This window comes from Pseudomonas baltica (assembly GCF_031880315.1).
GTDB lineage: Bacteria > Pseudomonadota > Gammaproteobacteria > Pseudomonadales > Pseudomonadaceae > Aquipseudomonas.
Genome location: NZ_CP134771.1, coordinates 4,576,006 through 4,601,754, shown reverse-complemented (window position 1 = coordinate 4,601,754; position 25,749 = coordinate 4,576,006). Strand labels below are relative to the sequence as shown.

Here is a 25,749-nt window from a genome sequence, read left to right as displayed (position 1 = left end):
TCACTTGGCTGCGGCGGCACGTTCCAGGAACGTGGTGTTGATATGCGGCGCGTAGGACTCAGGCACATCACGTTTACGCAACTCGTCGATATCGACGAGGAAATTGGCCGTGTCCTTGTAGGCCTTGGCAATCTGCGAGTCAGCCTTGGTCTGGCTGTTGCCCAGGTAGGCGGTCGTCAGCTGCTCGTCGATCGAGGGGTACTTCACGCCTGCCAAAGTATCGCGTGCAGTGGCGAACGGGATATCGAGATGCTCGGCAATCAACTTGGCCGAACCTTCAGGGTCTTTCTTGTACTGATCGACCTTGTCCTGGAACACCTGAAGGAATTTCACCACCAGCTCGGGGTGTGCATCTGCGAAAGCCTTGCGCACCACCAGGTTGTTGAAAATCAGCACGCCCTGTTTGGCCAGGTCCTGGGTGGCGAAGATCTGTGTGCCACCGGCGGCTTCCAACTGCTGGGTGAATGGCCCCCATACATACGCCGCATCGATATCGCCACGCTGCCAGGCGGCGACGATTTCTGCGGGTTTGAGGGTCAGCGCCTTGATCTTGCTGCGATCGACGTGATTGAGCTTGATGGCGGCTTCAAAGGCATATTGCGCGGTTGAGTTTGCCGGATAGGCAACGGTCTTGCCTTCCAGATCTTTAAGGTTGTTGATGCCTTTGCGGGCGATCAGGCGCTCGGACGTGGCGATGATTTCAGGTGCGCCAATCACTTCGATCGGCAGATTACGGGCGATACCGGCAGCCGCGGGACTGGAACCGAAGCGCGCGATGTCGATTTCATTGGCGGCGAACAGGCTCAGTACATCGGAGCCAGAGGCAAAGGCAATCCATTTGACCGGAGCACCAAAGGCTTTATCGAATGACTTGTCGATCTTGCCCAGCACCCAGGTACGCGGGCCACCCGCCCAAGCGAAGCGAACTTCGTCAGGTGCAGTTTCGGCAAACGAAGCCATGGAGAAAACCACTGATGTTACAAGGCTCAAACCGACGATTAGTTTCTTCCATCCGCGACCCATGGTACGGCTCCGTTATTGATTGGCCGCAGACTATAGCCAGCTGGAAACGGCACTTAAAATACTAAAAATTCCGCTTGTTATTCCGAAAACGAATAAAAAATTCTAGACCTAATTTGCATAAGTTAGCGTTATTACTTATTTCCCTGCCCCTTGAACACCTGCAACGATCCACCCCGCAGAGGCGCTAACCCGAGGGTCCAATCCCTTTATCCCTATAAGCCAGCGCCCGCTTCTTAAATAATTTCCAGCGCTCAGGGACTTGACGCCTTATGAAAAAACTCACTGCCATTACTGCCATCGCCTTCGCCGTACTTTCAACCCTGGCACACGCCGATCGCCTGGAAGACATCAAGAAATCCGGCGTATTACGGGTCGCTTCTTTCGACGGTAATCCGCCGTTTGGATTCGTCGATGCCAAAAGCAAACAGATCGAAGGCCTGGATGTGGATTACGCCAAGGCCATTGCCGACAAACTGGGGGTAAAGCTCGAGGTTCAACCGACCAACCCGGCCAACCGCGTGCCGCTGTTGGTGTCCAACAAGGTCGACCTGGTGCTGGCCAACTTCACCATCACCCCGGAACGCGCCGAGCAGGTGAACTTCAGTATTCCTTACTTCGCTTCCGGACAGCAGTTCATCGTCAAGAAAGGCACCTTGAAGAACCCGGACGACTTGAACAAATGGAAGGTCGGCGTCGACAAAGGCACGGTCAACGAAGGCGTGCTGCGGGCCAAATACCCGGGTGCCAAGGTAGTGGCCTACGACGATACGCCATTTGCCTTTACTGCACTGCGCAATGGCAACGTGCAGGCTATCACGCAGGACGGCCCCAAACTGATCGGCCTGCTGGCCAACGTGCCCGACAAGGATAAATACGAAGTCCCGCCCTTCACCATTTCCAACGACCTGATCGGTGTCGGGCTGCCCAAGGGCGAAACGGCCCTCACCGACTTCGTCAACAAGACCCTGACCGAGCTCGAGGCCAGCGGCCAGGCGCAGAAAATCTACGACACCTGGTTCGGCCCCGACACCAAGACGCCGCTGGCGCGCTTGTACAAGATTGGCGACAAGGGCTAGGGGGTTGTAGCGCTGCTGATGGCCTCGTCGCGGCCAAACGCGCAACCTGTACCCACAGGCGTCCACCTGTGGGTGCAAAGCGTGCTCGCAAAAGTGCGCGGTGCAGCAACGCAAATCCAAAGGCGCCGCTAACAGATTTCCAACGGACTCCCCGCTATGTTCGGCGAATTGCTCGCACCGCAATACCTGTACCTATTGCTCGATGGTTTCAAACTCTCCCTGGTGCTCAGCGTGGTGGTCTGCCTTGCTGCGACCGCGCTGGGCTTTGTCGTGTGCCTGGGGCGGGTATCGCTATCACGCTCATTGCGCGGGCTGGCGATCGCGTACCTGGGGCTGTTTCGTAACACCCCGTTGCTGGTGCAACTGTTCTTCTGGTACTTCGGGGTCTCGGCACTGTTGCCGGAAGACTTCGTTGCCTGGATCAACTTCCCTCATGAATGGCGCCTCGGCGGCTGGCTGCTGGAATGGCCGTCGTTCGAAGTCATTGCCGGCTTCTGGGGCCTGACGCTGTACACCAGCGCCTTTATTGCCGAAGAGTTGCGCGCCGGCATCGCCTCGGTACGCAAGGAACAACGGGCCGCCGGCCTGGCGCTAGGGCTCACGCCTGGGCAAGTGTGGCGCTCGGTGATCCTGCCACAGGCACTGCGCACCGCCCTGCCGCCGTTGCTGGGGCAGTACATGAACGCCCTGAAGAATTCGTCCCTGGCGATGGCCATCGGCCTGGCCGAGCTGTCTTACGCCTCGCGTCAGGTCGAGACCGAAACCTTCAAGACCTTCCAGGCGTTCGGCTTCGCAACGTTGCTGTACCTCGCCGCCATCGCCGTGATCGAAGTGGTCGGTGTGTTGATTCAGCGCAGCGCCGCCTATCGTCAGAAGGCCGCCTGAGCCATGGATTTTTCGGTTATCCGCGACAACCTGAGTTACCTGCTGATTGGCGCCTATCCCGACGGCCCGCTGGGCGGCGCCGCCCTGACCCTGGTGCTGAGCCTGTGCTCGGGGATCGCCTCGGCGATCATTGGCCTGGCTCTGGGCATCGCCATGGTGGTGATCAAGGGCCGCGCACGTTGGGCACTGATAGCGTTTCTGGGCTTTTTCCGGGCGATCCCGGTGCTGATGCTGATCTTTTGGAGCTACTTCCTGCTGCCCATCGTCTTCCATGTCGATGTGCCCGCACTCGCGACGGTGGTCTGCGCCTTGTCGCTGATCGGCGGCGCCTACCTGGCTCACTCGGTATATGCCGGGATCATGAGCCTGCCCAGCGGACAGTGGGCCGCCGCCAAGGCGCTGGGCATGAGAAATAGCCAGATACTGACCTCAGTGATACTGCCCCAGGCATTACCGATCATGCTGCCCTCGTTTTTGAACCAGTGGGTCTCGCTGATCAAGGACACCTCCCTGGGCTATGTGATCGGCGTCGGCGAGCTGTCGTTCGTGGCCACTCAGGTGAGCAATCGGGTGATGGTGCATCCCACAGAGATTTTCCTGTTCGTGGGTCTGGTGTATTTCATCTTCTGCTCGGGCCTCTCGGTGCTAGCCAATCTGCTGACACGCAACGCATCGGCCCGAGTACAAAAGAGCTGATCGGGATCGCGGCGCCCTCAATACACCAACGGCACAAACAACTCCGGCGGCGTCGGCGTGCGGGTGTAATCCTCTTGCCGCTCCCGTTGCGGCAATTCGATACGCGGCGTTTCGACCTCTTCGTACGGCATCTGCGCCAGCAAATGATTGATGCAGTTGAGCCGAGCCTTTTTCTTGTCATCCGCCTGCACCACCCACCACGGCGCTTCGGCGATGTGGGTGCGGGTGAGCATGACTTCCTTGGCCTTGGTGTAGGCCTCCCAGCGCCGACGCGATTCCAGGTCCATCGGGCTCAGCTTCCATTGTTTGAGCGGGTCGTGGATACGGCTCAAAAAGCGCAGATGCTGCTCCTGGTCGGAGATCGAAAACCAGTACTTGATCAGCTGGATGCCGGAGCTTGCCAGCATTCGTTCGAACTCCGGCACCGTGCGGAAAAACTCCTCGTACTGGTCGTCGTTGCAAAAGCCCATGACCTTTTCGACGCCCGCGCGGTTGTACCAACTGCGGTCGAACAGCACGATTTCACCGGCTGCCGGCAAGTGCGAAACGTAGCGTTGGAAATACCATTGGGTACGCTCGCGATCGTTCGGTGCCGGTAGTGCCGCCACCCGGCAGACCCGCGGGTTGAGCCGCTGAGTGATGCGCTTGATGACCCCGCCCTTGCCCGCCGCATCTCGCCCTTCAAACAGGATCACCACCTTGTGGCCGGTCTTGACCACCCAGCTCTGCAGCTTCACCAACTCGCCCTGCAGGCGGAACAGCTCCTGAAAATAGAAGCGCCGCGCGGCCTTCTCCGGGCTCTCGGGGGTGTGGTGATCAAAGAGCTCATCCAGCCCCTCGCCGTCCTCCATCAGTTCCAGTTCCAGCTCCTCGTCGCTGTGGTCGAGCAACTCGCGGTGAATGCGCTGCATCAGAATTTCGGTCGTCGCTTGCATGCTGAGAGCCCCGTGGCTGACGGATGAGGCTCGCAGCTTAGAGACATTTTGTTACGGGGCAGTGAAGCCCTGAGTACGCCCCCATCGCGCCATCACAAAATCCACGAACCGCCGCAGCTTGGGCAACCGATAACGGTCCTGGGTGTAGACCAGGTGCATCGGCCGGCTCGGCGGTGGATAGTCGTTGAGCAGGGCGATGAGTTTGCCTTCTGCGATGTCCTGGCCGACGACCACGTCGGGCAGCATGACGATGCCCATACCGGCCAGGGCGGCCTGACGCAGGCCTGGAGAGCTGTTGATGGCCATGGGGCCGGACACCGGGACGACCACCTCGCCTTGCGGGCCGGTGAGCCGCCACTGCTTGGCCACCGATTGCCAATCGTCTCCAGCCGGGTAGGAAAACGCCAGGCAGTCGTGCTCGCGCAATTGCTCAGGGTCGGCGGGGATGCCGCGACGTTGCAGGTATTCGGGCGCGGCGCAGATATTGAGGGTGTAATCCTGCAACGGACGGGCAATCAGCCCGGAGGATTCGATCACGCCCAAGCGAATGGCGGCGTCGAAGTTCTGTTCGATCGGGTCGATGATCTGGTTGGTCAACACCACTTCCAACTGCACCAGCGGGTACAGCAGGCTGAATTCTGCCAGCGCTGGCGCCAGGCGTTCGGCCCCGAACGCGGCAGGAGCGGTCAGGCGCAACACGCCACGGGCGTCGTCCTGCGCCTGCTCGGCCAGTTGCTCGGAATCGTCGACCAGCCCCAGCACGTCCTTGCAACGCTGGTAGTAGGTGGCGCCGAACTCGGTGAGGCTCTGGCGACGAGTGGTGCGCTTGAGCAAGCTGACGCCCAGGCGTTGCTCAAGCGCACGCAGGTGATTACCGACCATGGTGGTGGACAGCCCGCAGGCTTGCGCGGCGGCAGTCATGCTGCCGGTTTCGACCACTTTGACGTATACACCCATGGCCTGGAACAAATCCATTATCAACCCCTGCTTTAAAGTCATCTCAGGATAGACGTATTTATCCCTATTGAGTGGTTAAAGATACTGGCAAAAACCAATCCAAGGAGATCCAGACCGTGACCGCTGCCAGCCTGATGAACACCTACAAACCCCTGCCCCTGAAATTTCAGCGCGGCCTGGGCACCCGTGTGTGGGATCAGCATGGTCGCGAATACCTGGACGCGGTGGCCGGGGTGGCAGTGACCAACGTCGGCCACTGTCATCCTCGCATCGTCGCGGCGATCACCGAGCAAGCCGGATTGCTGCTCCATACCTCCAACCTGTACGGCATCGATTGGCAGCAACGGCTGGCCGCCAAACTGACCACGCTGTCGGGCCTCGACGCGGCGTTTTTCAACAACTCCGGCGCAGAGGCCAACGAGACCGCGCTCAAGCTGGCCCGCTTGTACGGCTGGGCCAAGGGCATCGAGGCGCCCTTGATCGTGGTCATGGACAACGCGTTTCATGGCCGCACTCTGGGCACCTTGGCGGCCAGCGATTGCGCGGCATCACGCAGCGGTTTTCAGCCGTTGCCGGGTAATTTCCTGCGGGTGCCCTTTGGTGATATCGCCGCGCTACAGGCGCTGACGCGGACTTACGCCGAACGCATCTGTGCCGTATTGCTCGAACCCGTACAAGGCGAGAGCGGCGTGCAAACCGCGCCTGCGGGCTACCTCCAGGCGTTGCGCGCTCAGTGCGACAGCCAACGCTGGCTGTTGATGCTCGACGAAATCCAGACCGGCATCGGCCGTACCGGGCACTGGTTCGCCTTCCAGCATGCGGGCATCGTCCCCGATGTGCTGACCCTGGCCAAGGCGCTGGGCAACGGCATCCCGATCGGCGCCTGCCTGGCTCGGCAGCGGATCGCCGACCTATTCACCCCGGGCAGCCACGGCAGCACCTTTGGCGGTAATCCGTTGGCGTGCCGGGTGGCCTGTACGGTGCTGGAGATTGTCCGGGACGAGGGGTTGCTGGCTAACGCCGCGCGTCAGGGCCATCGGTTGCTCAAGGGACTGCGCGAGGCGCTGGCCGATAACGCCAATGTCCTGGAAATTCGTGGCCTGGGGCTGATGGTCGGGATCGAGTTGCGCGAGCCGGTGCGGGATCTGGCGCTCAGGGCTGCGCAGGAGCAAGGGCTGCTGATCAATGTGACGCGGGGCAAGACCGTGCGCTTGCTGCCGCCTCTGACGGTCAGCGATCTGGAAGTGGACATGATCGTTGGCAGGCTCGAGCAGTTGCTTCTCGGTTGAGGCTGGAGGCCTCTTCGCGGGCAAGCCTTGCTCCCACAGAGTTGACTCGTACCCTCGTGGGAGCAAGGGTTGCCCACAGAGTTGATTTGTACACCTGTGGGAGCAAGGCTTGCCCACAGAGTTGATTTGTACACCTGTGGGAGCAAGGCTTGCCCACAGAGTTGATTTGTACACCTGTGGGAGCAAGGCTTGCCCACAGAGTTGATTTGTACACCTGTGGGAGCAAGGCTTACCCACAGAGTTGATTTGTCCACCTGTGGGAGCAAGGCTTGCCCGCGAAGAGGCCATCAGCTGCACCGCAGATATCAGCTTAAAGCGTGACTTGCCCCTCGATGCAGGTCACCACCGCACCGCCGATCCAGATGTCATCGCCCACTCGCTCGACACTGATCCGGCCCGAGCGACCCAGTGCAGTGCCCTGACTGGCGACATAGCGCGCAGGGGCCTGGCCGGTGCTCAGCAACCAGCGTGCGATACCGGCGTTGAGGCTACCGGTGGCCGGGTCTTCGGGCACACCGTCACCGCCGATAAAGGCGCGCACTTCGAACTGCGCTTCATCGCCATCTTCGGCCTGCCACGGCGCCACCACCCCTACATCCAGACCGGTCAACCGCGCGTAGTCGGGCTGCAAACTCAACACCCGCGCCCGGCTCGGCAGCATCAGCGCCATCCATGGCACGCCGTTTTGCACCCACTGCGCGTCGAGGATTTCTTCAGGGCGCAAATCCAGCGCCTGGCGTACGCGCTCCAGTACCTCGGCCTCGACCGGGCCGGCCCGCAATAATGGCGGTGCGATAAAGGCCAGCTGCGTGCCCTGGCGCCGAATCCGCACCAGGCCGATACCGCACTCTTGAATGATCTCTTCACCCTTGGGCTGGCCGCCGGCCTGCAGCCAGGCGTGACAGCTGCCCAAGGTCGGATGGCCGGCGAACGGCAGCTCGCGCGAGGTGGTGAAGATCCGTACCCGGTAGTCTGCCCGCGGGTCCTGGGGCTGGAGCAGGAAGGTGGTTTCGCTGAGGTTGGTCCAGTTGCCGAACGCCGCCATGCGGGTGGCGTCCAGCTCATCGGCGCCAAGCACTACCGCCAGCGGATTGCCTTTGAGCGGCTGGGTACTGAAGACGTCGACCTGTTTGAAGGGATAAGTGCGCACCGCAGAAGGCCTCGTGCCAGGGGAAAAGACTGCACTGTGCCGCAGCCGATGCGAGCCTGCAAAGGCATTTTTCCAGGCTCGGTCGGGCGCGAGCGCTGCGGTCAGTCGAGGATGATCAGGCGATCCGGCAACTCGTTACGCGCCTGGGTCAATGGCACGTGGCGCTTGAGGTGCTCGCCGCAGGCCTCGATGCAGGTCAGGAATCCCTGCAGCGTCTGGCCACGGCCGACCGCCTGGGTGAAGTCGGCGACGATCGCCTCCCAGGTGTCATCGCCAATGCGCTGGGAAATCCCATGGTCCACCAGTATCTCTACGTAGCGCTCGGCCTCGCAGACGAAGATCAACACCCCGGTGCCGCCCACCGTATGGTGCAGCTTGCGTTCGAGAAATTGGCGCCGCGCCAGGTTGGCCGCCCGCCAGTGCCGCACTCGTCGGGGGATCAGGCGCGTGGTGATCACCGGCAAACGAAATACCAGGCCGATCACGATAAAGGTCAGCCATTGCACCAACAGCAACTGGTGAGCGCTGAGCCAGGCCGGGTAGTAGTTGACGATACCAGGCACCAGGAGCGCAATCAGGCCCGCCCAGAGCAGCGGAATGTAAGCGTAATCGTCCGCTCGCGGCGCCAGCACGGTGACCAGTTCGGCGTCGCTCTCGCGCTCGACCTTGGCGATAGCGGCGGCGACCTGTTGTTGCGCATGTTCGTTGAGCAGGGTCATGTTGGGGTCAGACTCGTTGTCCTTCGTTTACCAGCCACCGGAAGCTCCACCGCCGCCGAAGCTGCCGCCGCCCCCACCAAAACCACCGCCGCCGCCACCACCTGCGCCGAAGCCGCCGCCCGAGGAACCACCGCCGCCCAGCACACTGCCCAGTATCGCGCCGTTCAGCACCGAGCGACCGCCACCTCCACGGCCACCGCCTCCACCACCGCGCACAACCAGCACCACGACCACGATGAGGAACAGAAATAGCGGCCACGGCAATTGCTCGCGGCCGTGTTCACTGGCCGCACGCTGCTGCGGCTGCGCCAGAGGATCGCCCCCGAGTACCTGCAACATGGCGGCCGCGCCTGCCTGAATGCCGGCGCTGAAATTGCCTTGTTTGAAGGCCGGCAACATGACGCTGTTGATGATGATCGAGGACTGCGCGTCGGTGAGCCGACCTTCAAGGCCGTATCCCACCTCGATACGCACCCGCCGTTCGTCCTTGGCCACCAGCAGCAGCGCGCCATTGTCCTTGCCCTTCTGGCCTATGCCCCAGGCGCGCCCGAGCTGGTAGCCGTAATCCTCGATGGTGCTGCCTTGCAGGTCCGGCACCGTGACCACCACCAGTTGCTCACCGCTGGCCTGTTCATGAGCCTCGAGCATCTGGCTGATCTGCGTCCGCGCCCCAGCATCGAGCATGCCGGCCTGATCCACTACCCGCCCGCTCAGGGTCGGAAAGGTCAGGGCCTGGGCGATATTCACCAAGCCCCACAGCATCAGCGTCAGGCACAGCCTCGCCAGCGATGGCCTCATTGAAACTTCACGGCAGGCGCTTCGTTGGCATTGGCGGCGGTGGCCTTGAAGTTCTCGCGTACCTGCATGTCGCGGTACATCGTCATCTGCCAGAGCTTGCCGGGGAAGGTACGGATTTCGGTGTTGTACTTCTCGACGGCAGCGATGAAGTCACGCCGCGCCACCGCGATACGGTTTTCGGTGCCCTCGAGCTGCGATTGCAACGCCAGGAAGTTCTGGTTGGACTTGAGGTCTGGATAGCGCTCGGACACCACCATCAAGCGGCTCAGTGCACCACTGAGTTGCTGCTGAGCCTGGTCGAATTGCTGCACCTTGGCCGGATCGTTGATGGTGCTCGCATCGATCTGGATCGACGTCGCCTTGGCCCGCGCCTCGATCACCTTGGTCAAGGTGTCCTGCTCCTGCTTGGCATAGCCCTTGACGGTTTCCACCAGATTGGGGATGAGGTCGGCACGTCGCTGGTACTGGTTTTCGACCTGCGCCCAGGCCGCTTTGACCTGCTCGTCGTACTGGGGAATGTTGTTGATGCCACAGCCGCTCAGCAAGCTGGTGATGACCAGCAGTGCCAGCAGCCGGGTGCGAGACAGGGTGTTTGCGATGGTGTCCATGATGACGTGTCGTTCCTTGCGAGATAGGTGGCCAAGCCATTGGGCGGTTCTGTTGAAGACTAGCCGTTGCACTGGCAAAACCACTGCTAAGCTCAATAGCGGGTATGGGCAATGAGCCAGTACCCGTCAATCGGGAAAACTGTCTGGTAAATCAAAAAACGCTGGATCGCGTCGATAAACCTTATTAACTGTTTCCTACATCTGGTATCGCCATGTTCAATACTCGTTCCAAACAGGAGTTGGCGGCGTTGCGCGCCGAGGTCAGCCTGCTGCGGCAGGTGCAAGAAGCGATGGACCAGGAGATGATCGCGCTCAGTATCGACTCGCAGTTTCGCATCACCCATATCAACCAGAAATTCACCCAGGCCATGCAGCACACCGAGTCGGCATTGCTGGGACGCCCGCTGGACGAGATCGTTCCGGATTACGTCAAGAAACTCGATTGCTACCGCAACCTCAAGGCGGCGGTCGCTCGCGGCAACTCCATCGGCGATCTCTACCGGCTGCTGCGCGCCGATGGCTCCGAGGCTTGGCTGCGGGCGTTCTGGAATCCGCTCAAGGATGAGCAGGGTAATGTCTTTCGCGTCGACTGCGTGGCCACCGACGTGACCACCACGGTGGTCATCGCCAAGGAAAACGAAGGGCTGATCAATGCCCTGCTGCGTTCTACCGCCGTCATCGAGTTCAACCTGCAAGGCGAGGTACTGACCGCCAACGATCGCTTCCTGCAGGCCATGGGTTATCGCCTTGAGCAGATCAAAGGCAAGCACCACAGCATGTTCTGCGATCCGCAAGAAGCCAACTCGGCTGAATACCGCGAATTCTGGGCCACGCTCAACCGCGGCACTTTTATTGCCGATCGTTTCAAGCGCGTCGACGCCAGCGGCCGTACGGTATGGCTCGAAGCCTCTTACAACCCGGTGCACGACACCAGCGACAAGCTCTACAAAGTGGTCAAGTTCGCGACCCTGGTGACCGATCAGGTCAACCGCGAGCATGAGGTCAACGAGGCGGCCAGCATCGCGTTCAGTACCTCGCAGCAGACCGATGTGAGTGCCCAGCGCGGTGCCAGCGTGGTCCAGGAAACCGTCAATACCATGCACAAGATCGCCGACGAGATGGAGTCTGCCTCCCAGGGCATCGAGGCGCTGGGCAAGCAGTCGCTGCTGATCAGCTCGATCGTGCAGACCATCGGCGGCATCGCCCAGCAGACCAACCTGCTGGCCCTCAACGCGGCGATCGAGGCGGCGCGCGCGGGCGAACAGGGCCGCGGTTTTGCCGTGGTGGCCGATGAAGTGCGGCAACTGGCCGGGCGCACCAGCACGGCCACGGAAGAGATCATCACGGTGGTGCAACAGAACCAGAAGCTGGCCGAGGAAGCCGTGCGCGGCATGGCCAACAGCCGCACCCAGGCTGAGCAAGGCTTGAACCTGGCCAACCAGGCGGGTGACGTGATCGTCGAGATACAGGATGGCGCCAAGCGGGTGGTCAGTGCGGTGGGGCAGTTTGCCAGTCAGTTGCGCTGATTACCGGCGGATTGATAGTGCTGTCGAGGGCCCTTTCGCGAGCACGCTTTGCTCCAGGTGCAAGACCGCAGGAGCAAGCGTGCTCGCGAAGAGGCCAGCAGCATCAGCGCCGCGTCAACTGAGTGCCTCTTGATGACCGGCCACGCCGATCACCGTGATCGGCGCCACCGTGCCATCGTCCAATCCAGGGCTCTGGTAAGGCTCGGAGGTCACCACCGAACTGCTCTGGTTGGAAAAGATGACGTTGTTCATCGTCAGATCATTGAGGTGGTTACCACTGAGCAATATCTCGAAATGCTGGCCATCAGGGCCCGACGGCTCGAGTGACTTGAGCGCAGTCTTGTCCCCCGCCGCACTGAGCACCACCTTGAGGGTGCCGTTGTAACCATTGCCCAGACCACTGAACCCCAGCGCCGAGACGTCGATCAGGTCGTTGTCCTGTTCGTTGAAGTCGGTGATGGTGTCGCGCAGCGCCGTGCCCCCCGCACCGTCAGAACGGCTGCTGTCGTGCACATTGGTGAACACGAAAGTGTCGGCACCCGCGCCACCGGTGAGCACATCGGCGCCTGCGCCGCCGTTGAGCCGATCGTCCCCTGCAGCGCCATCGAGCACGTCCTTGCCGGCATTGCCCAGCAAGGTCTCGGCGCCGGCCGTACCGGTGAGAACGTCGCGGCCCGAGGTCCCGCTGATCTCATGCTGGAAGTTGTCATCGGTCAGGCTGCCACGGTAATCACCCTTGAGCACCAGCTCGAAGCGATTGCCCTGCGCGTCCTCCTCGAAGCTCTTCAGGTAGGTGACGTCCTTGGCAGCGTTGTACGACAGGTACAGGGTGCCGTTCTGACCGTCACCCAGGCCGCTGATATTGATGTCGGCCAGGTCGAGTTTGTCGTGGGCGGCATCGAAATCGGTGATGCGATCCGCGAAGGATTTGCTCGCCGTGCGGTAACTGTCCTCCAGTGAGGTGAAACGGAAGATATCATTGCCAGTGCCCCCGGAGAGCGTGTCGACCCCGCCACCGCCGACCAGGGTGTCGTCGTTGGCGCCACCGCTGAGCACGTCATTGCCAGCCTGGCCGAACATGGTGTCGCGGGTGATGCCGCCGGTAATGGCGTTGCCGTCGCTGGTACCGAAGGTGAAGATCTGCGAGGGGTTCTTCGCCGAGTCGCTGTGCTCGCCGTACACCTGGGCGCCACCCTCGATCATGTTGCTGATGATGTTCTGATTGACGAAATTGTAGTCGCCAGCGCCCTGGGCTTCGAGCACGCCATAGGTGGAGTGCTCACCGCCGGTGATGATGTTGGTACCGACGGTGTTGAACTCGGACGCCGGCGTCGCCGATTTGCCAGTGACACCGCTGGCTGCGCCTAGAATCTGCACTTCGGCCGAGCTGCCATTCTGGGCGTTATCGTAGATGTGGTTGTAGGACACGTCGCCGAACGAACTGGCTTCCAGGGACACGCCCGCATCGCCGTTGTCATGGATATCGGCGCCGCTGATGGAGAACAGTTCCGCCGCGCTGACGGTCACGCCATCGGCATGGTTGCCATAGATCACCCCGCCTTCGACTGACAGCGCACTGCGAGCGCCGCTGGTGCCCTCTTGCAGGAACACGCCGCTGCCGCCGTTGCGGTAGGCGTCACTGTCGATCAGGCGTACGTCGCCGCCCAGGTTGTAGCCATTGCCGCCATTGGCATAGGCGCTGTTGTGGCTGAAGGTGCTGTTGCTGAGGTAATCGGCCACCAGGCCATCACCGGCGTTGTTGTGCACGCTGCTGTGGCTGAGGGTGACCTGGCTGTTCTTGCCCTGCAGATCGAGGCCGGCGCCGCCGAAGTTCTGCGCCTCGATGCTGTCCAACTGCACCTGGGTAGCGCTGCCGTTGAGCCAGCCTGTGGCGACAGCGGCGGTATGCGCGGTGTTGCCATCCAGGGTCAACCGGCTCGCCCCGACATCGTGGCTGCTGTTGCCGGCCTTGATCAGGCTGGTGACGGCCGCACTGGCGCCATCGGCCAGCTTCAGCGTGGTGGCACCGATACCGTCGCCTTGAAGGGTGACGTTGCTTTTCAGGGTCAGGCAACTGCCGGCCGTGGCGCTGAGGATATAAGTGCCGGCATCGAGGTGCACGGTCCCTCCCCCGGCGGCGGCGGCGGCATTGATGGCTTTTTGCAGAGCGGCGGTATCGTCGCTGCTACCGTTACCTGTCGCGCCGAAATCGGCGGCATTGAACACTGTGGTCATGAGTTCTCCAGAACCTGCGAGTGACTCCTTGATCGACAACCGGTGCACTGCTGCGCAGCACACGCCAGACCGGCGAACAGACTGCGAGAGAATGTGACAGTGTGGGCGAACTGAGAGGTTTTTCCAGATTTGAACTCGCGACCCGACGAAACGCCAACTGGCTGTCGCGCAAGATTCTCTGTGACAATGGGGCCTCTTCGCCCATGCCTTGTGCGAACCTTGGCGACACCACACCGGTCACACCCTGAAATCAAGCCCTTGAGACAGAGCCTTCCAATGACGGATAAAACGCCCCACGCACAGCGCGACTTTCTGCTGGTAGCCGTAGCCTTTTTCATCACCATGATGGGCACTACCCTGCCGACTCCCCTCTATGCGCTGTACCAGCAGCAACTGGGCTTCGATGCCATCTGGCTGACGCTGATCTTCTCGGTGTACGCCGCCGGGGTGATCGCTGCGCTAGTGCTGGTCGGCAGCTGGTCGGACCAGATCGGCCGCCGTCCGCTGTTGCTGGCGGGTCTGCTGATGGCGGCGATCAGCGCGGTGATCTTCCTCACCACCCACTCGGTCGGCGGCATGCTGGCGGGCCGGTTGTTTTCCGGTTTCAGCGCCGGGATCATGACCGGCACCGCGACCGTGGCGGTGGTCGAGTCGGCGCCCACGGCGTGGCGCAGCCAGGCGACCTTGATGGCCACTGCCGCCAACATGTTCGGCCTGGGCTTCGGCCCGTTGCTGGCGGGGTTTACCTCGCAATACCTGCCATGGCCGACCACCCTTGTCTTCGGTTTGCACATGGGCCTGCTGGTGCTGGCGGCGGCAGGTATCGCCGTGGCGCGCGAAACGGTGCAGCGGCCCGAGCAGGTGCGCCTGGGGATCATGCGCCCCAGCATCACGCCGGCGGTGCGCGCGTTGTTCATTCCGGCAGCGATCGCCGGGCTGGCCGGTTTCAGCGTTGCCGGGGTGGTCACCAGCCTGGTGCCATCGATCATGCGCCAATTGATGGGCCAGCAAGGGGGCCTGGTGATCGGCGCCGTGTGCTGCCTGTTCTTCGTCGCTTCTATCGGCGGTCAGGCGGCGCTGAAATGGATCGCCCCCAAGCAGCAGATGACCGTCGGGTGCTGCGGCTTGATCGCTGGCGTGCTGGCGCTGGGCGCGAGCATCCACACCCATCAGATGGGCCTGTTGCTGTTGGGCGGCTGCCTGTCCGGTGCCGGTCAGGGCATGGTGTTCAAAGCCGGGATGGGCGCAGTGATGGCGGCCTGCCCGCCGCAGCAGAAGGCAGCGGTGACCTCGGCGTTGTTCATCGTGTTCTATTTCTCGATGTCGCTGCCGGTGATTGCCTTGGGATTCAGCATCGCGCCGTTCGGCTTGAGCCTGGCGGGTGAGGTGTTCAGCGTGATCATCGCCGCAGTAGCAGTGCTGGCGATGGTGAGCATGGGGTATGCACGGCGCGCGAGTGCCGCCTGAGCGTATTCGCCTGCCCCTGTGGGAACGAGCTCGCTCCTACAGGGGCATTGCGTGGATCAAATCCCGTCGCGGGCGATGTCCATGGCGAAGTAGGTGAAGATCAGATCCGCGCCCGCACGCTTGATCGCGCCCAGGCTTTCGCGCATCACGCGCGCCTCGTCGATGGCACCGGCCTGCGCGCCGAACTTGATCATCGCGTACTCGCCACTCACCTGATACGCCGCCAGGGGCAAGCGTGAGGCTTCGCGGATGTCGCGAATGATGTCCAGATACGCACCGGCCGGTTTGACCATGATCGCGTCGGCACCTTCCTGCTCGTCCAGCAGCGACTCGCGCACCGCTTCACGGCGGTTCATCGGGTTCATCTGGTAGGTCTTGCGGTCACCGGTCAGTGCCGTGCCACCGGCTTCACGGAACGGGCCGTACAGCGCCGAGGCGAACTTGGTGGAATAGGCCATGATCGAGGTCTGGCTGAAGCCCGCTGCGTCCAGGGCACCGCGGATCGCCTGCACCTGGCCATCCATCGCCGCCGATGGCGCAATGAAATCCGCGCCCGCCTGAGCGGCCACCACGGCCTGGCGGCCAAGGTTGATCAGCGTCGCGTCGTTGTCGACTTCATGACCGTGCAGCACGCCGCAGTGGCCGTGAGAGGTGTACTCGCAGAAGCAGGTATCGGACATGACCACCATCTGCGGAGCGGTGTCCTTGATGATGCGCGACATGCGCGCCACCAGGCCGTTGTCGTTCCAGGTGTCGCTGCCGGTCTCGTCGAGATGGTGCGAAACGCCGAAAGTCATGACCGAGCGGATACCCGCGCGGGCGTAGCGTTCGATCTCGCTGGCCAGCTTCGACTCGGGGATGCGATTGACCCCGGGCATGGTCTTGATCGGGACGAAATCGTCGATGCCTTCCTCGACGAAAATCGGTAGCACCAGGTCATCCAGGCTGAACTCCGCCTCCTGGAACATCGACCTCAAGTGCTCGTTGCGCCGCAGACGACGTGGACGTGTCGCGGGGAAATAACTGGACATCGGGAATTCCTTGATTGATCAAACGACGCGCTCATAGCCGCCGAGTACGCCTTTTTTCGACAGTACCCATTGCCAGAGCTGTATATCACGGGCTCGAAAAGCCCCGGCGCACGACAGCAGATAATAACGCCACATGCGATAGAAACGCTCGCCCATGACTTGCGAGAAGCGTGGCCAGGCCGCTTCGAAGTTCTCGCACCAGGCCATCAGTGTCTTATCGTAGTCGGCGCCGAAGTTGTGCATGTCTTCGGCCACGAACAGTCCATCGATGGAATCGCCGATCTGACCGATGGACGGCAAGTCGCCGTTGGGGAAGATGTATTTATCGATCCAGCGATCGGTGGAGCTGTTGCGCTGGTTCTTGCCGATGGTGTGCAGCAGGAACAGGCCGTCGTCCTTGAGGCAACGATGGGCCATTTCCATGTAGGTGCGGTGATTCTTGCGGCCGACGTGCTCGAACATGCCGACGCTGACGATGTGATCGAACTGCTCGTCGACTTCACGGTAATCCTGCAGGCGAAACTCCAGCGGCAGGTCCGGGTATTGACGCTTGGCCCAGTCGCACTGCTCCTTGGAGATGGTCACACCTACGCACTCGACACCATAGTGCTCGGCTGCATAAGACATGAAACTGCCCCAGCCACAGCCGATATCCAGCACGCGCTGGCCAGGTTGCAGGTTCAATTTGCGACAGATCAGGTCGAGCTTGGCGTTCTGCGCTTCGGTCAGGTCCTTGGCATCGCGCCAGTAACCGCAGGTGTAGGCCATGCGCGGGTCGAGCATGCTTTCATAGAAGTCATTGCCTAGATCGTAATGCTGCTCCCCCACCTGAAAGGCGCGGCTGCGGCTTTGCAGGTTGACCAACTTGGCACGCACCGCATGGAACAACAGCGCCGCCGGGTTGACCAGGTCCGCTACCCCGGAGCGCAACAGACGCGCAAAGAACTCATCGAGTTGCTCGGCATCCCAGTCGCCGTTCATGTAGGCCTCGCCCAGGCCGAGGTTGCCCTCGGCGAGCGCGCGCTCGGGAACTTTGGGGTCCTTGATCTGCATGTCCCATGGGGCGCGTCCATCCACGCTCAGGCCAGCTTTGGACAGCAGATCTTGGGTAAACCGCAACGCACTGGTGCTGCGGGTAGAAGAAGCGGGTGAACCAGAAAGCTTGGTGTGCATAGCGATCCCCTGTTCTTTGCATTCGATCTAGTAATGCGCGAGTCGTACGTCCAAAAATTTAGAACTCACGCAAAAAGCAAAAGTGCCGTCCACAGCATAGCCCCCGGCGCCCGTGAGGCAATGGCAGTGGCGATGCGGGGCGACTTTATGACGCACTTTCATGGATATTTTCATCATCAGCTAATCAATCGAGCTTAGGCCCGAATGCGCGCAGTTAAAAATACCCATTTGGGAAAAGTTATTTTCCGGATCGGTAATAATCCAGTAGCAAGTATATGCAGCGTAGCCCAGCACCGGGTTTCCCGGAAAATACCGTGTTGTACGGTGATGGCTGGAACCTGATCACTACGCTGAGCCACCATGCGCAACACTTTCACCTGTGGGAGCGGGCTCTGCACGCGCCCACAGGGACCGCGCAGTATCAGACTCTGGCCTTGTCATCCGCCCGGAACATCTGCCGAATCCCGCGCACTGCCTGCCGGATCCGGTCCTGGTTCTCGATCAGCGCGAAGCGCACATGATCGTCGCCGTAGTCGCCAAAGCCGATACCCGGCGACACGCAGACCTTGGCTTCGGCCAGCAGCTTCTTGGCGAACTCCAGCGAGCCCAGATGCGCATACGCCTCGGGGATCTTGGCCCACACGTACATCGACGCCTTGGGGTTCTCGACCATCCAGCCCAGTTCGTGCAGGCCCTTGACCAGCACGTTGCGGCGCTGGCGATACTGCTCGGCGATGTCCAGCACGCACTGCTGATCGCCTTCCAACGCGGCGATGGCGGCGACCTGCAACGGCGTGAAGGTGCCATAGTCGTGGTAGCTTTTGATCCGCGCCAGGGCGTTGACCAGTTCCGCGTTGCCGACCATGAAGCCAATCCGCCAGCCGGCCATGTTGTAGCTCTTGGACAGGGTGAAGAACTCGACCGCGATGTCCTTGGCGCCCGGCACCTGCATGATCGAAGGGGCTTTCCAGCCGTCGTAGACGATGTCGGCGTAAGCGAGGTCGTGCACCACCAGCACGTCGTAGCGCTTGGCCAGGGCCACCACGCGCTCGAAAAAATCCAGTTCCACGCATTGCGCGGTCGGGTTGGACGGGAAGCCCAGAATCATCATCTTCGGCTTGGGGATGGACTCGCGAATCGCCCGCTCCAGCTCGTTGAAGAAATCCACCCCTGGCACCAGTGGCACCGAGCGCACCTGGGCGCCGGCAATCACGGCACCGTAGATGTGAATCGGGTAGCTGGGGTTGGGCACCAGGACGGTGTCGCCTTGGTCCAGGGTGGCCAGCATCAGGTGCGCCAGGCCTTCCTTGGAACCGATGGTAACGATGGCTTCGTCTTCAGGGTCGATCTCGACGTCGTAGCGATCCTTGTACCACCGCGAGATTGCCCGGCGCAGGCGCGGGATACCGCGAGAGGTGGAGTAACCGTGGGTGTCTTCGCGCTGGGCGACGCTGCAGAGTTTTTCGACGATGTGCGGCGGCGTCGGCCCGTCGGGGTTGCCCATGCTCAAGTCGATGATGTCTTCGCCACGACGACGCGCGGCCATCTTCAGCTCGGCAGTGATATTGAAAACATAGGGGGGGAGACGATCTATGCGCGCAAAGCGGCGCGGCGAACGATGTTCGGCCATGACTTCCTCGAAACGTAAGCGCCCGGAACCGTCCGAGCGACGTCGGCCACTGCGGTGGCCACGGCAGGAAAGATAATGGCCCTGGGTTGGGGTTGTCCAGTGTTTTTCATTGGGCGAGGGGGCTGGGTCGGTATGGGCCTGCTTGCGCTCCAGCCTGTGCGGCGGCCCTCCAGCAGGCCGCGTTCCGTCAGCTGAACAGAGGGCTTGCCGGCGTGGATGCCGGCAAAGCCTCGTTGCGCCATGGATGGCGCGTCGAGGCGTGCCTTCTGTTCAGCTGACGGAACGCGGGCACCCCGAGCCTAGGCGAGGGGCCAATGGCAGGCCGCTGCGCAGGCTGGAGCGCAGGCTGGAGCGCAAGCAGGCCCACACCCCCATCTCAAAACCGCGCAAACTCCAGCACAACCAGGCCCAAACCCGAATCCCACAAAAACAAAAACGCCCCGAAACCTTGAGGCCCGGGGCGTTTCGTATGGCAGTAGGCTAACGCCTGGCACCTACGCGTAAAACAATACGCTTAGGTAAGCAGCACCGTCGGGATCTTGAAGTCCACGGACATCATGATGCTCAGCGCCGTGATGGTGAAGATCGAGAACACGAACAGCTTGCGCGCCCACTTCACGTCATCTGAGGTCTTGTAGCCGGTCCAGGCCATGTACAGCCAGTACATGCCCATCGCCGCCGCCACTGCCATGTAACTCATGCCGGCATAGCCACCAAGAGTCAGCATCAGCGTAGCGACCAGAAACGCCGCGATGTAATACAGGATGTGCCGCTTGGCGACTTCGATACCGCGCTTGACCGGCAGCACCGGAATGGACGCTGCCAGGTAATCGTTGAAGCGAAAGATCGCGATTGCGTACGAGTGCGGCATCTGCCACAGGCTGAACATCACCAGCAGGGTCAGCGCGGCCAGGTCGAAGTGATTGCTCACCGCGACATAGCCGATGACCGGTGGCATGGCCCCGGAGAGGCTGCCCACCAGCGTGCCGTGAACCGACTTGCGCTTCAGATAGAGGCTGTAGAAACCGACGTAGATGATGAAACCGATCAGGCCGAACAGCGAGGCCAGCGGGTTGGCCAGCTCGCAGAGCATGCCCAGCCCGGCGACACCCAGCACCGTGGCGTAGGTCAGGGCGACTTTCAGAGAAATCTCGCCCTGGACCAACGCGCGGTTCTTGGTGCGCTCCATCTTCACGTCGATGTCGCGGTCGATGCAATTGTTGAATGCACAGCCCGACGCCACCACCAACGAAGTACCAATCACTGTAGCGAGGAACAGCCAAAGATTGACCGTTCCTTGCGAGGCCAGGAAAAAGCCGCCTGCCACAGAAAGCACGTTACCGAAAATGATCCCCGGTTTGGTGATTTGGATAAAGTGCTTAATGGACATGCGCCTGCCTCACTTCGCCATCATGAAGTGATGAATGCTGAACATGATCCACAGCGACAAGCCGACCAGGAACGCAATGATCAATGCCGAGAACACGAATGCAATCACGTTCCAGCGCTGTTCGGAGCTGCGGTCAAGGTGCAGGAAGTACACCAGGTGCACCAGGACCTGAACCACGGCGGTGACCAGGACGACCAGCAGGGTCATGTCCTTGGGCAGCGCGTGGGTCATGACTGCGGCGAACGGAATCGCGGTCAGGATCACCGACAGGATGAAACCGATCAGGTACGACTTGTGGCTACCGTGGCTGCTGCCGGCGGAAGTGGTATGTGCGTTAGCCATTACAGGGTCCCCAGCAGGTAGACAACGGTGAATACGCAGATCCAGACCACGTCCAGGAAGTGCCAGAACAAACTCAGGCAGCTCATGCGCGTCTGATTGGTAGGCGTCAGGCCGTACTTGCGTACTTGCAGCATAACCACGGCCATCCACAACAGACCGCTGGTCACGTGCACCCCGTGGGTGCCAACCAGGGTGAAGAACCCGGTCAGGAAGCCACTGCGATCCGGGCCGAAACCTTCTTCGATCAGCTTGTGGAATTCATTGATTTCCATGCCGATGAAGACCAGACCGAACAGGAACGTGATGAACAGCCACAGCAGCACTTTGCCCTTGTCACCCTTGTACATCGCCAGCATCGAGAAGCCGAAGGTGATGGAGCTCAACAGCAGCGCTGCGGTTTCGACCAGCACATAAGGCAGTTCGAAGATGTCGGCGCCCGAAGGCCCGCCAGCAACGTTGTTTACCAGGACTGCGTACGCGGCAAAGATCGACGCGAACAGGATGCAGTCCGTCATCAGGTAGATCCAGAAGCCGAAGACCGTCATGGCCCCGGCGTCGTGATGATCATCGTGGCCATGATCGTGACCATGGCCGTCGGCGACAGCGCCGTGAATTGCTGTATTGGACATTATTTAAGCCTTCTCCACCGTGGAGTTCAGACGGCCATGAGCGGCACTGGCGGCAGCCAGCGACTTCATGTGTTCGCCCTCGATGCGTGCTATTACGTCAACCGGCACGTAGTAGTCGATATCGTTGTCGTAGCTGCGGATGATCACACCGGCAATCATGCCGACCAGACCGATGATCGCTGCCCACCAGATGTGCCAGATGAGTGCGAAACCCATTACCAGGCTGAACGCACCGATCAGTACACCCATGCCGGTGTTGCGTGGCATGTGGATCGGCTTGTAGGTCGCGGCCTTTTCGGTCGCCTGGGAGCGCTCTTTCATGCCCCAGTAAGCGTCCAGGTCGGAAACGGCTGGTACTTCAGCGAAGTTGTAGAACGGCGGTGGCGACGAAGTCGACCATTCCAGCGTACGGCCATCCCATGGATCGCCCGTGGTGTCCAGGTTCTTGTGACGGTCGCGAATCGACACGTACAGCTGCAGCAGCTGGAAGAAGATACCTGCAGCGACGAACAGTGCACCGACCCAGGCAGCCAGCAGCCACGGCGTCCATTCTGGGTTATCGGTGTGGTTCAGGCGACGGGTCATGCCCATGAAGCCCAGCACGTACAGCGGCATGAACGCCAGGTAGAAACCGACGATCCAGCACCAGAAGGAGTACTTGCCCAGACGCTCGTTCAGCTTGAAGCCGAAGGCTTTCGGGAACCAGAACGAGAAACCGGCCAGGTAACCGAACACGGCACCACCGATGATCACGTTGTGGAAGTGCGCAATCAGGAACAGGCTGTTGTGCAGTACGAAGTCAGCACCCGGAACGGCCAGCAATACGCCGGTCATACCACCGATACTGAAGGTCACGATGAAGCCGATCGTCCACAGCATCGGAGTGGTGAACTCGATGCGACCACGGTACATGGTGAACAGCCAGGTGAAGATTTTCACACCCGTCGGAATCGCGATCACCATTGTCATGATGCCAAAGAAGGCGTTGACGTTGGCCCCCGAACCCATGGTGAAAAAGTGGTGCAGCCAGACGATGAACGACAGCACGGTAATGGCGATGGTCGCATAGACCAGCGATACGTAGCCGAACAGGCGTTTCTTGGCGAACGTCGAGGTGACCTCGGAGAAGACACCAAACGCTGGCAGGATCAGGATGTACACCTCAGGGTGACCCCATGCCCAGAACAGGTTGACGTACATCATCGGGTTCCCACCAAGTTCATTGGTGAAGAAGTGGAAGCCCAGGTAACGGTCGGCGGTCAGCAACAGCAGTGTCGCAGTCAGGATCGGGAACGAAGCGGCGATCAGGACAGCGGTGCACAGGCAGTTCCAGGTGAACACTGGCATTTTCATCAGGGTCATGCCAGGCGCACGCATCTTCAGGATGGTGACGATGAAGTTCACCCCTGTCAGCAATGTACCCAGGCCTGATATCTGCAGTGCCCAGATGTAGTAGTCAACGCCTACGCCCGGACTGTATTGCAGCCCCGCCAGCGGTGGATAGGCCACCCAGCCGGTCTTGGCGAATTCGCCGACACCCAGGGAGATGTTGACCAGCAGCACCGCAGCCACGAACAGCCAGAAGCTGACGGAGTTGAGGAACGGGAAGGCCACGTCGCGTGCGCCGATCTGCAACGGCACCACGATGTTCATCAGACCGATCATGAATGGCATGGCCATGAAGATGATCATGATCACACCGTGAGCGGTGAAGATCTGGTCGTAGTGTTCCGGCGGCAAGAAGCCGGTGGAGCCGCCCGTAGCGACCGCCAACTGGGAACGCATCATGATGGCGTCGGCAAAACCACGCAGCAACATGACCACGGCCACGACGATGTACATCACGCCGATACGTTTGTGGTCGACAGTGGTCAACCACTCGGTCCACAGATAACCCCACTTCTTGAAGTAGGTGATTGCTGATACGAGGCCCAGGCCCAATATGGCGACGACCGCAAGGGTCACCATCACAATCGGCTCGTGGAACGGTATCGCCTCCAGACTTAATTTACCGAACATCTTTTACTCCTTCGCCCCAGCAGCTGAATTCGCGCCCATGTCCATCCCTTCCATACTGCCACCGGCTTCGTGCTCGGAGTGCAGACCTTTACCTGGGTTCATACCTTCGTACTTGTCGAGGATGGTCTGAAACAGGTTCGGTGCAAACGAGCTGTACTCGACGGCAGGATTGTTTTCACTTGGTTTGGCCATTTCAGCGTATTCAGCCGTATCAAGCTGTTTAGGTGCTGCCTTGACTTTACTGACCCACGCATCGAAATCAGCCTGGGAGGTCGCTTCTGCTTTGAACTTCATACCGGTGAAACCGGCACCGCTGTAGTTGGCGGAGATACCGTCAAACACACCGTTTTCGTTGGCTATCAGGTGCAGCTGGGTCTGCATGCCGGCCATCGCGTAGATCTGGCCGCCGAGTGCCGGGATGAAGAACGAGTTCATCACCGAGTCGGACGTGATACGGAAATTGACCGGTGTATTGGCCGGGAACACCACTTTGTTGACCGTGGCGATGCCTTGTTCCGGATAGATGAACATCCACTTCCAGTCCAGCGCTACAACCTGGATGGTGATGGGCTTGTTCTCGGAAACCAGTGGCTTGTACGGATCAAGGCGGTGAGTGGATTCATAGGTCACCCAGCCGAGCGCGATAATGATCAGCAGCGGGATGCCCCACACCGTCAGTTCGATCTTGGTGGAGTGGGCCCACTCGGGCTGATAATCGGCATCCTTGTTGGACGCGCGGTACTTCCACGCGAACATGAAGCACATGACGATCACCGGAACCACCACCAGCAACATCAAGGCGAAGGCGATGAAGATCAGGTTACGTTCGTCGATGCCGACCTGCCCTTTCGGATCCAGCAGGGTCCAGTTGCACCCGCTGAGAAAAAGCATGCCGAAAAAGGGCAATATGCCAAACAGTCTGGGGTAACGCTTTTTGCTCATCTCACGACCTCTAAAGCAGCTTGCTTCAATGCAATTGTGTTGTGATCGCCAACACTTCGTCCTGCCAAGCGTCAGCATTTATCGGTATCGAAAACGGGCATGCCTCTAGATCAGCTGCTGTTGGCAGACCAGTGTAGTACGGTGTTCTATTATTGTGGCTTCGTCGGCATTACGCCTTCAACGGACCCGATCCATCGGGTGCAGGACATCCTGAAGGGACCTTCTACACGACACCGCGAAGCTGGATGCCCGAGGCTCTGAACAGCGCGTGTGCGCGTGATTCAGAGGGTTTTCAGACGGTACCGCAAGGCGGAAAGTGCCGCGATTGTAGTGAGGTAACCCCTCAATGAATACGGTTTAGTTAGCAACAGTTACTTCCGAATTATGCAACAATCGGCCGTAATTTCAAGTCCTTGCGACACGATGTCGCACCCTGACAGATCCGCTGATACGCCCGAAATATCTGGGCTGCAGGCGAATGAACCAGAATAAATCGTCATTGGCCGCGACGAAACCGCGCAGGCGACAATTTGTATCGGCCTGCAAGTATGAATCTGAAGCGAGCTAGGCGTTCCGACGATTTCTGTAAACGCACAGCGGCACCATCACAGCGGTCAGCACGAAAGCCGTCAAAGCCCACTGCGCCAGCGACAAACCCAGCACCGGCGGGTACGGCGTAGTGCAGAAGCCAGACACTTGGAAGACCATTGGCCACCAGTTCGCCATAGGCAAGCCATCGACGATTGGTTGCAGCACATCGATGCCGCAGCTATCCGACGGATGGGCGAGCACCCAAGCGTGATTGCCGGCGGCGGCGATCCCGCCCAAGGCACTCAAGACCACCAGCCCCTCGAAAAAGGTCATCGATTTGCGCCCCGGCATGGCGGCGGCGATGAAGGCGAAAATGGCGATCAGCAGCAACGCATAGCGTTGCAGGATGCACAGGGGGCAAGGGGCCTCTTGCAATACCACCTGCATGTACAGCGCGCCGCCGATCAGCGCCAGACAGATGATCCCCAGCAGCACTAGATAACGCCGCTCGCGGACCAGCCGCACATTGATGTCACTCATGGGTTTTCCTTTGTTCGCCAGTTCGAATCGACCCGCGGCCGCATTTGAGGGCCGCAGATGAAAAGTGGGCGCAAGTCTACGCCCCTGCAGCGCCAGCGAGTAAAGGGTAAATCGATTAATGCACGATTAACTCTGTGCAAATGTTACAGGGGCTTGAT

The 25,749-nt window shown here is 60.5% G+C and carries 23 protein-coding genes and 1 pseudogene; 7 read left to right on the top strand and 17 right to left on the bottom strand.

What is annotated here, in order from left to right:
• Nucleotides 1-960, bottom strand: a complete 960-nt coding sequence (locus REH34_RS20615; RefSeq protein ID WP_311969013.1) for an ABC transporter substrate-binding protein — start codon at nucleotides 958-960, stop codon at nucleotides 1-3.
• Between the two features lie 332 nt (nucleotides 961-1,292).
• On the opposite strand from REH34_RS20615, the gene REH34_RS20610 reads away from it, so the two are divergent.
• The 3 genes from REH34_RS20610 (at nucleotide 1,293) to REH34_RS20600 (ending at nucleotide 3,680) form a co-directional block, all read left to right on the top strand.
• Nucleotides 1,293-2,099, top strand: a complete 807-nt coding sequence (locus REH34_RS20610; protein WP_311969012.1) for an ABC transporter substrate-binding protein — start codon at nucleotides 1,293-1,295, stop codon at nucleotides 2,097-2,099.
• 156 nt (nucleotides 2,100-2,255) lie between these two features.
• A complete protein-coding gene (locus REH34_RS20605; RefSeq protein WP_311969011.1) occupies nucleotides 2,256-2,984 on the top strand; it encodes an amino acid ABC transporter permease in 729 nt (242 codons plus the stop codon).
• A 3-nt stretch (nucleotides 2,985-2,987) separates the two neighbouring features.
• Complete coding sequence (locus REH34_RS20600; protein ID WP_311969010.1) at nucleotides 2,988-3,680, top strand: amino acid ABC transporter permease; 693 nt, start codon at nucleotides 2,988-2,990, stop codon at nucleotides 3,678-3,680.
• A 17-nt stretch (nucleotides 3,681-3,697) separates the two neighbouring features.
• On the opposite strand, the gene ppk2 is transcribed toward REH34_RS20600, so the two are convergent.
• Together ppk2 and REH34_RS20590 are read right to left on the bottom strand one after the other, a co-directional pair.
• Nucleotides 3,698-4,591, bottom strand: coding sequence for a polyphosphate kinase 2 (gene ppk2, locus REH34_RS20595; RefSeq protein ID WP_409373342.1), 894 nt, complete (start codon nucleotides 4,589-4,591; stop codon nucleotides 3,698-3,700).
• A gap of 75 nt (nucleotides 4,592-4,666) precedes the next feature.
• Nucleotides 4,667-5,590 carry a LysR family transcriptional regulator gene (locus REH34_RS20590; RefSeq protein WP_311969009.1) on the bottom strand — a complete coding sequence of 308 codons (924 nt, stop codon included), beginning with the start codon at nucleotides 5,588-5,590 and terminating at the stop codon, nucleotides 4,667-4,669.
• A gap of 98 nt (nucleotides 5,591-5,688) precedes the next feature.
• Here REH34_RS20590 and REH34_RS20585 point away from each other — a divergent pair, with 98 nt between their 5' ends.
• Nucleotides 5,689-6,861: an aspartate aminotransferase family protein gene (locus REH34_RS20585; protein ID WP_311969008.1), complete on the top strand. Its 1,173-nt coding sequence runs from the start codon at nucleotides 5,689-5,691 to the stop codon at nucleotides 6,859-6,861.
• A 310-nt stretch (nucleotides 6,862-7,171) separates the two neighbouring features.
• Here the strand turns inward: REH34_RS20585 and REH34_RS20580 are convergent, their stop codons facing one another.
• The 4 genes from REH34_RS20580 to REH34_RS20565 form a co-directional block, all read right to left on the bottom strand.
• The gene (locus tag REH34_RS20580) at nucleotides 7,172-8,011 is read right to left on the bottom strand and encodes a PhzF family phenazine biosynthesis protein (protein WP_311969007.1); all 840 of its coding nucleotides are present in this window, start codon (nucleotides 8,009-8,011) and stop codon (nucleotides 7,172-7,174) included.
• Nucleotides 8,012-8,112: 101 nt separating this feature from the next.
• Nucleotides 8,113-8,730, bottom strand: a complete 618-nt coding sequence (locus REH34_RS20575; RefSeq protein WP_311969006.1) for a hypothetical protein — start codon at nucleotides 8,728-8,730, stop codon at nucleotides 8,113-8,115.
• Between the two features lie 27 nt (nucleotides 8,731-8,757).
• A complete protein-coding gene (locus tag REH34_RS20570) occupies nucleotides 8,758-9,528 on the bottom strand; it encodes a TPM domain-containing protein (protein ID WP_311969005.1) in 771 nt (256 codons plus the stop codon).
• Nucleotides 9,525-10,136: a LemA family protein gene (locus tag REH34_RS20565; RefSeq protein WP_311969004.1), complete on the bottom strand. Its 612-nt coding sequence runs from the start codon at nucleotides 10,134-10,136 to the stop codon at nucleotides 9,525-9,527. The genes REH34_RS20570 and REH34_RS20565 overlap by 4 nt, the downstream gene beginning before the upstream one ends.
• Before the next feature lie 212 nt (nucleotides 10,137-10,348).
• On the opposite strand from REH34_RS20565, the pseudogene REH34_RS30305 reads away from it, so the two are divergent.
• Both REH34_RS30305 and REH34_RS30300 read left to right on the top strand, forming a co-directional pair.
• Nucleotides 10,349-11,122 (top strand): annotated as a pseudogene (locus REH34_RS30305) (PAS domain-containing protein); the annotation flags it as partial.
• The gene (locus tag REH34_RS30300) at nucleotides 11,108-11,662 is read left to right on the top strand and encodes a methyl-accepting chemotaxis protein (protein ID WP_409373341.1); all 555 of its coding nucleotides are present in this window, start codon (nucleotides 11,108-11,110) and stop codon (nucleotides 11,660-11,662) included. The pseudogene REH34_RS30305 and the gene REH34_RS30300, both read left to right, overlap by 15 nt.
• 114 nt (nucleotides 11,663-11,776) lie before the next feature.
• Here the strand turns inward: REH34_RS30300 and REH34_RS20555 are convergent, their stop codons facing one another.
• Nucleotides 11,777-13,897 carry a glycosyl hydrolase family 28-related protein gene (locus tag REH34_RS20555; RefSeq protein ID WP_311969002.1) on the bottom strand — a complete coding sequence of 707 codons (2,121 nt, stop codon included), beginning with the start codon at nucleotides 13,895-13,897 and terminating at the stop codon, nucleotides 11,777-11,779.
• A gap of 276 nt (nucleotides 13,898-14,173) precedes the next feature.
• Here REH34_RS20555 and REH34_RS20550 point away from each other — a divergent pair, with 276 nt between their 5' ends.
• Complete coding sequence (locus REH34_RS20550; protein WP_311969001.1) at nucleotides 14,174-15,364, top strand: MFS transporter; 1,191 nt, start codon at nucleotides 14,174-14,176, stop codon at nucleotides 15,362-15,364.
• Nucleotides 15,365-15,420: 56 nt separating this feature from the next.
• Here the strand turns inward: REH34_RS20550 and hemB are convergent, their stop codons facing one another.
• The 9 genes from hemB to REH34_RS20505 form a co-directional block, all read right to left on the bottom strand.
• Nucleotides 15,421-16,395 carry a porphobilinogen synthase gene (gene hemB / locus REH34_RS20545; RefSeq protein WP_311969000.1) on the bottom strand — a complete coding sequence of 325 codons (975 nt, stop codon included), beginning with the start codon at nucleotides 16,393-16,395 and terminating at the stop codon, nucleotides 15,421-15,423.
• 18 nt (nucleotides 16,396-16,413) lie between these two features.
• Nucleotides 16,414-17,568, bottom strand: coding sequence for a cyclopropane fatty acyl phospholipid synthase (gene cfa / locus REH34_RS20540; RefSeq protein WP_226503095.1), 1,155 nt, complete (start codon nucleotides 17,566-17,568; stop codon nucleotides 16,414-16,416).
• 421 nt (nucleotides 17,569-17,989) lie between these two features.
• On the bottom strand, nucleotides 17,990-19,198 hold the full coding sequence (gene alaC / locus REH34_RS20535; RefSeq protein ID WP_226503094.1) for an alanine transaminase: 1,209 nt from the start codon (nucleotides 19,196-19,198) through the stop codon (nucleotides 17,990-17,992).
• A gap of 514 nt (nucleotides 19,199-19,712) precedes the next feature.
• Nucleotides 19,713-20,588: a heme o synthase gene (gene cyoE, locus REH34_RS20530; protein ID WP_226503093.1), complete on the bottom strand. Its 876-nt coding sequence runs from the start codon at nucleotides 20,586-20,588 to the stop codon at nucleotides 19,713-19,715.
• A gap of 9 nt (nucleotides 20,589-20,597) precedes the next feature.
• Nucleotides 20,598-20,930, bottom strand: coding sequence for a cytochrome o ubiquinol oxidase subunit IV (gene cyoD / locus REH34_RS20525; RefSeq protein WP_226503092.1), 333 nt, complete (start codon nucleotides 20,928-20,930; stop codon nucleotides 20,598-20,600).
• Nucleotides 20,930-21,559 (bottom strand): cytochrome o ubiquinol oxidase subunit III, encoded by a 630-nt coding sequence (cyoC, locus tag REH34_RS20520; RefSeq protein ID WP_226503091.1) that lies wholly within the window; start codon nucleotides 21,557-21,559, stop codon nucleotides 20,930-20,932. The genes cyoD and cyoC overlap by 1 nt, the downstream gene beginning before the upstream one ends.
• Before the next feature lie 3 nt (nucleotides 21,560-21,562).
• Entirely contained in the window at nucleotides 21,563-23,578 is a 2,016-nt protein-coding gene (gene cyoB, locus REH34_RS20515) for a cytochrome o ubiquinol oxidase subunit I (RefSeq protein WP_226503090.1), read from the bottom strand.
• 3 nt (nucleotides 23,579-23,581) lie between these two features.
• Nucleotides 23,582-24,520 carry a ubiquinol oxidase subunit II gene (gene cyoA / locus REH34_RS20510; RefSeq protein WP_226503089.1) on the bottom strand — a complete coding sequence of 313 codons (939 nt, stop codon included), beginning with the start codon at nucleotides 24,518-24,520 and terminating at the stop codon, nucleotides 23,582-23,584.
• A gap of 564 nt (nucleotides 24,521-25,084) precedes the next feature.
• Nucleotides 25,085-25,591 carry a disulfide bond formation protein B gene (locus tag REH34_RS20505; RefSeq protein WP_311968999.1) on the bottom strand — a complete coding sequence of 169 codons (507 nt, stop codon included), beginning with the start codon at nucleotides 25,589-25,591 and terminating at the stop codon, nucleotides 25,085-25,087.
• Nucleotides 25,592-25,749: the final 158 nt, after the last annotated feature.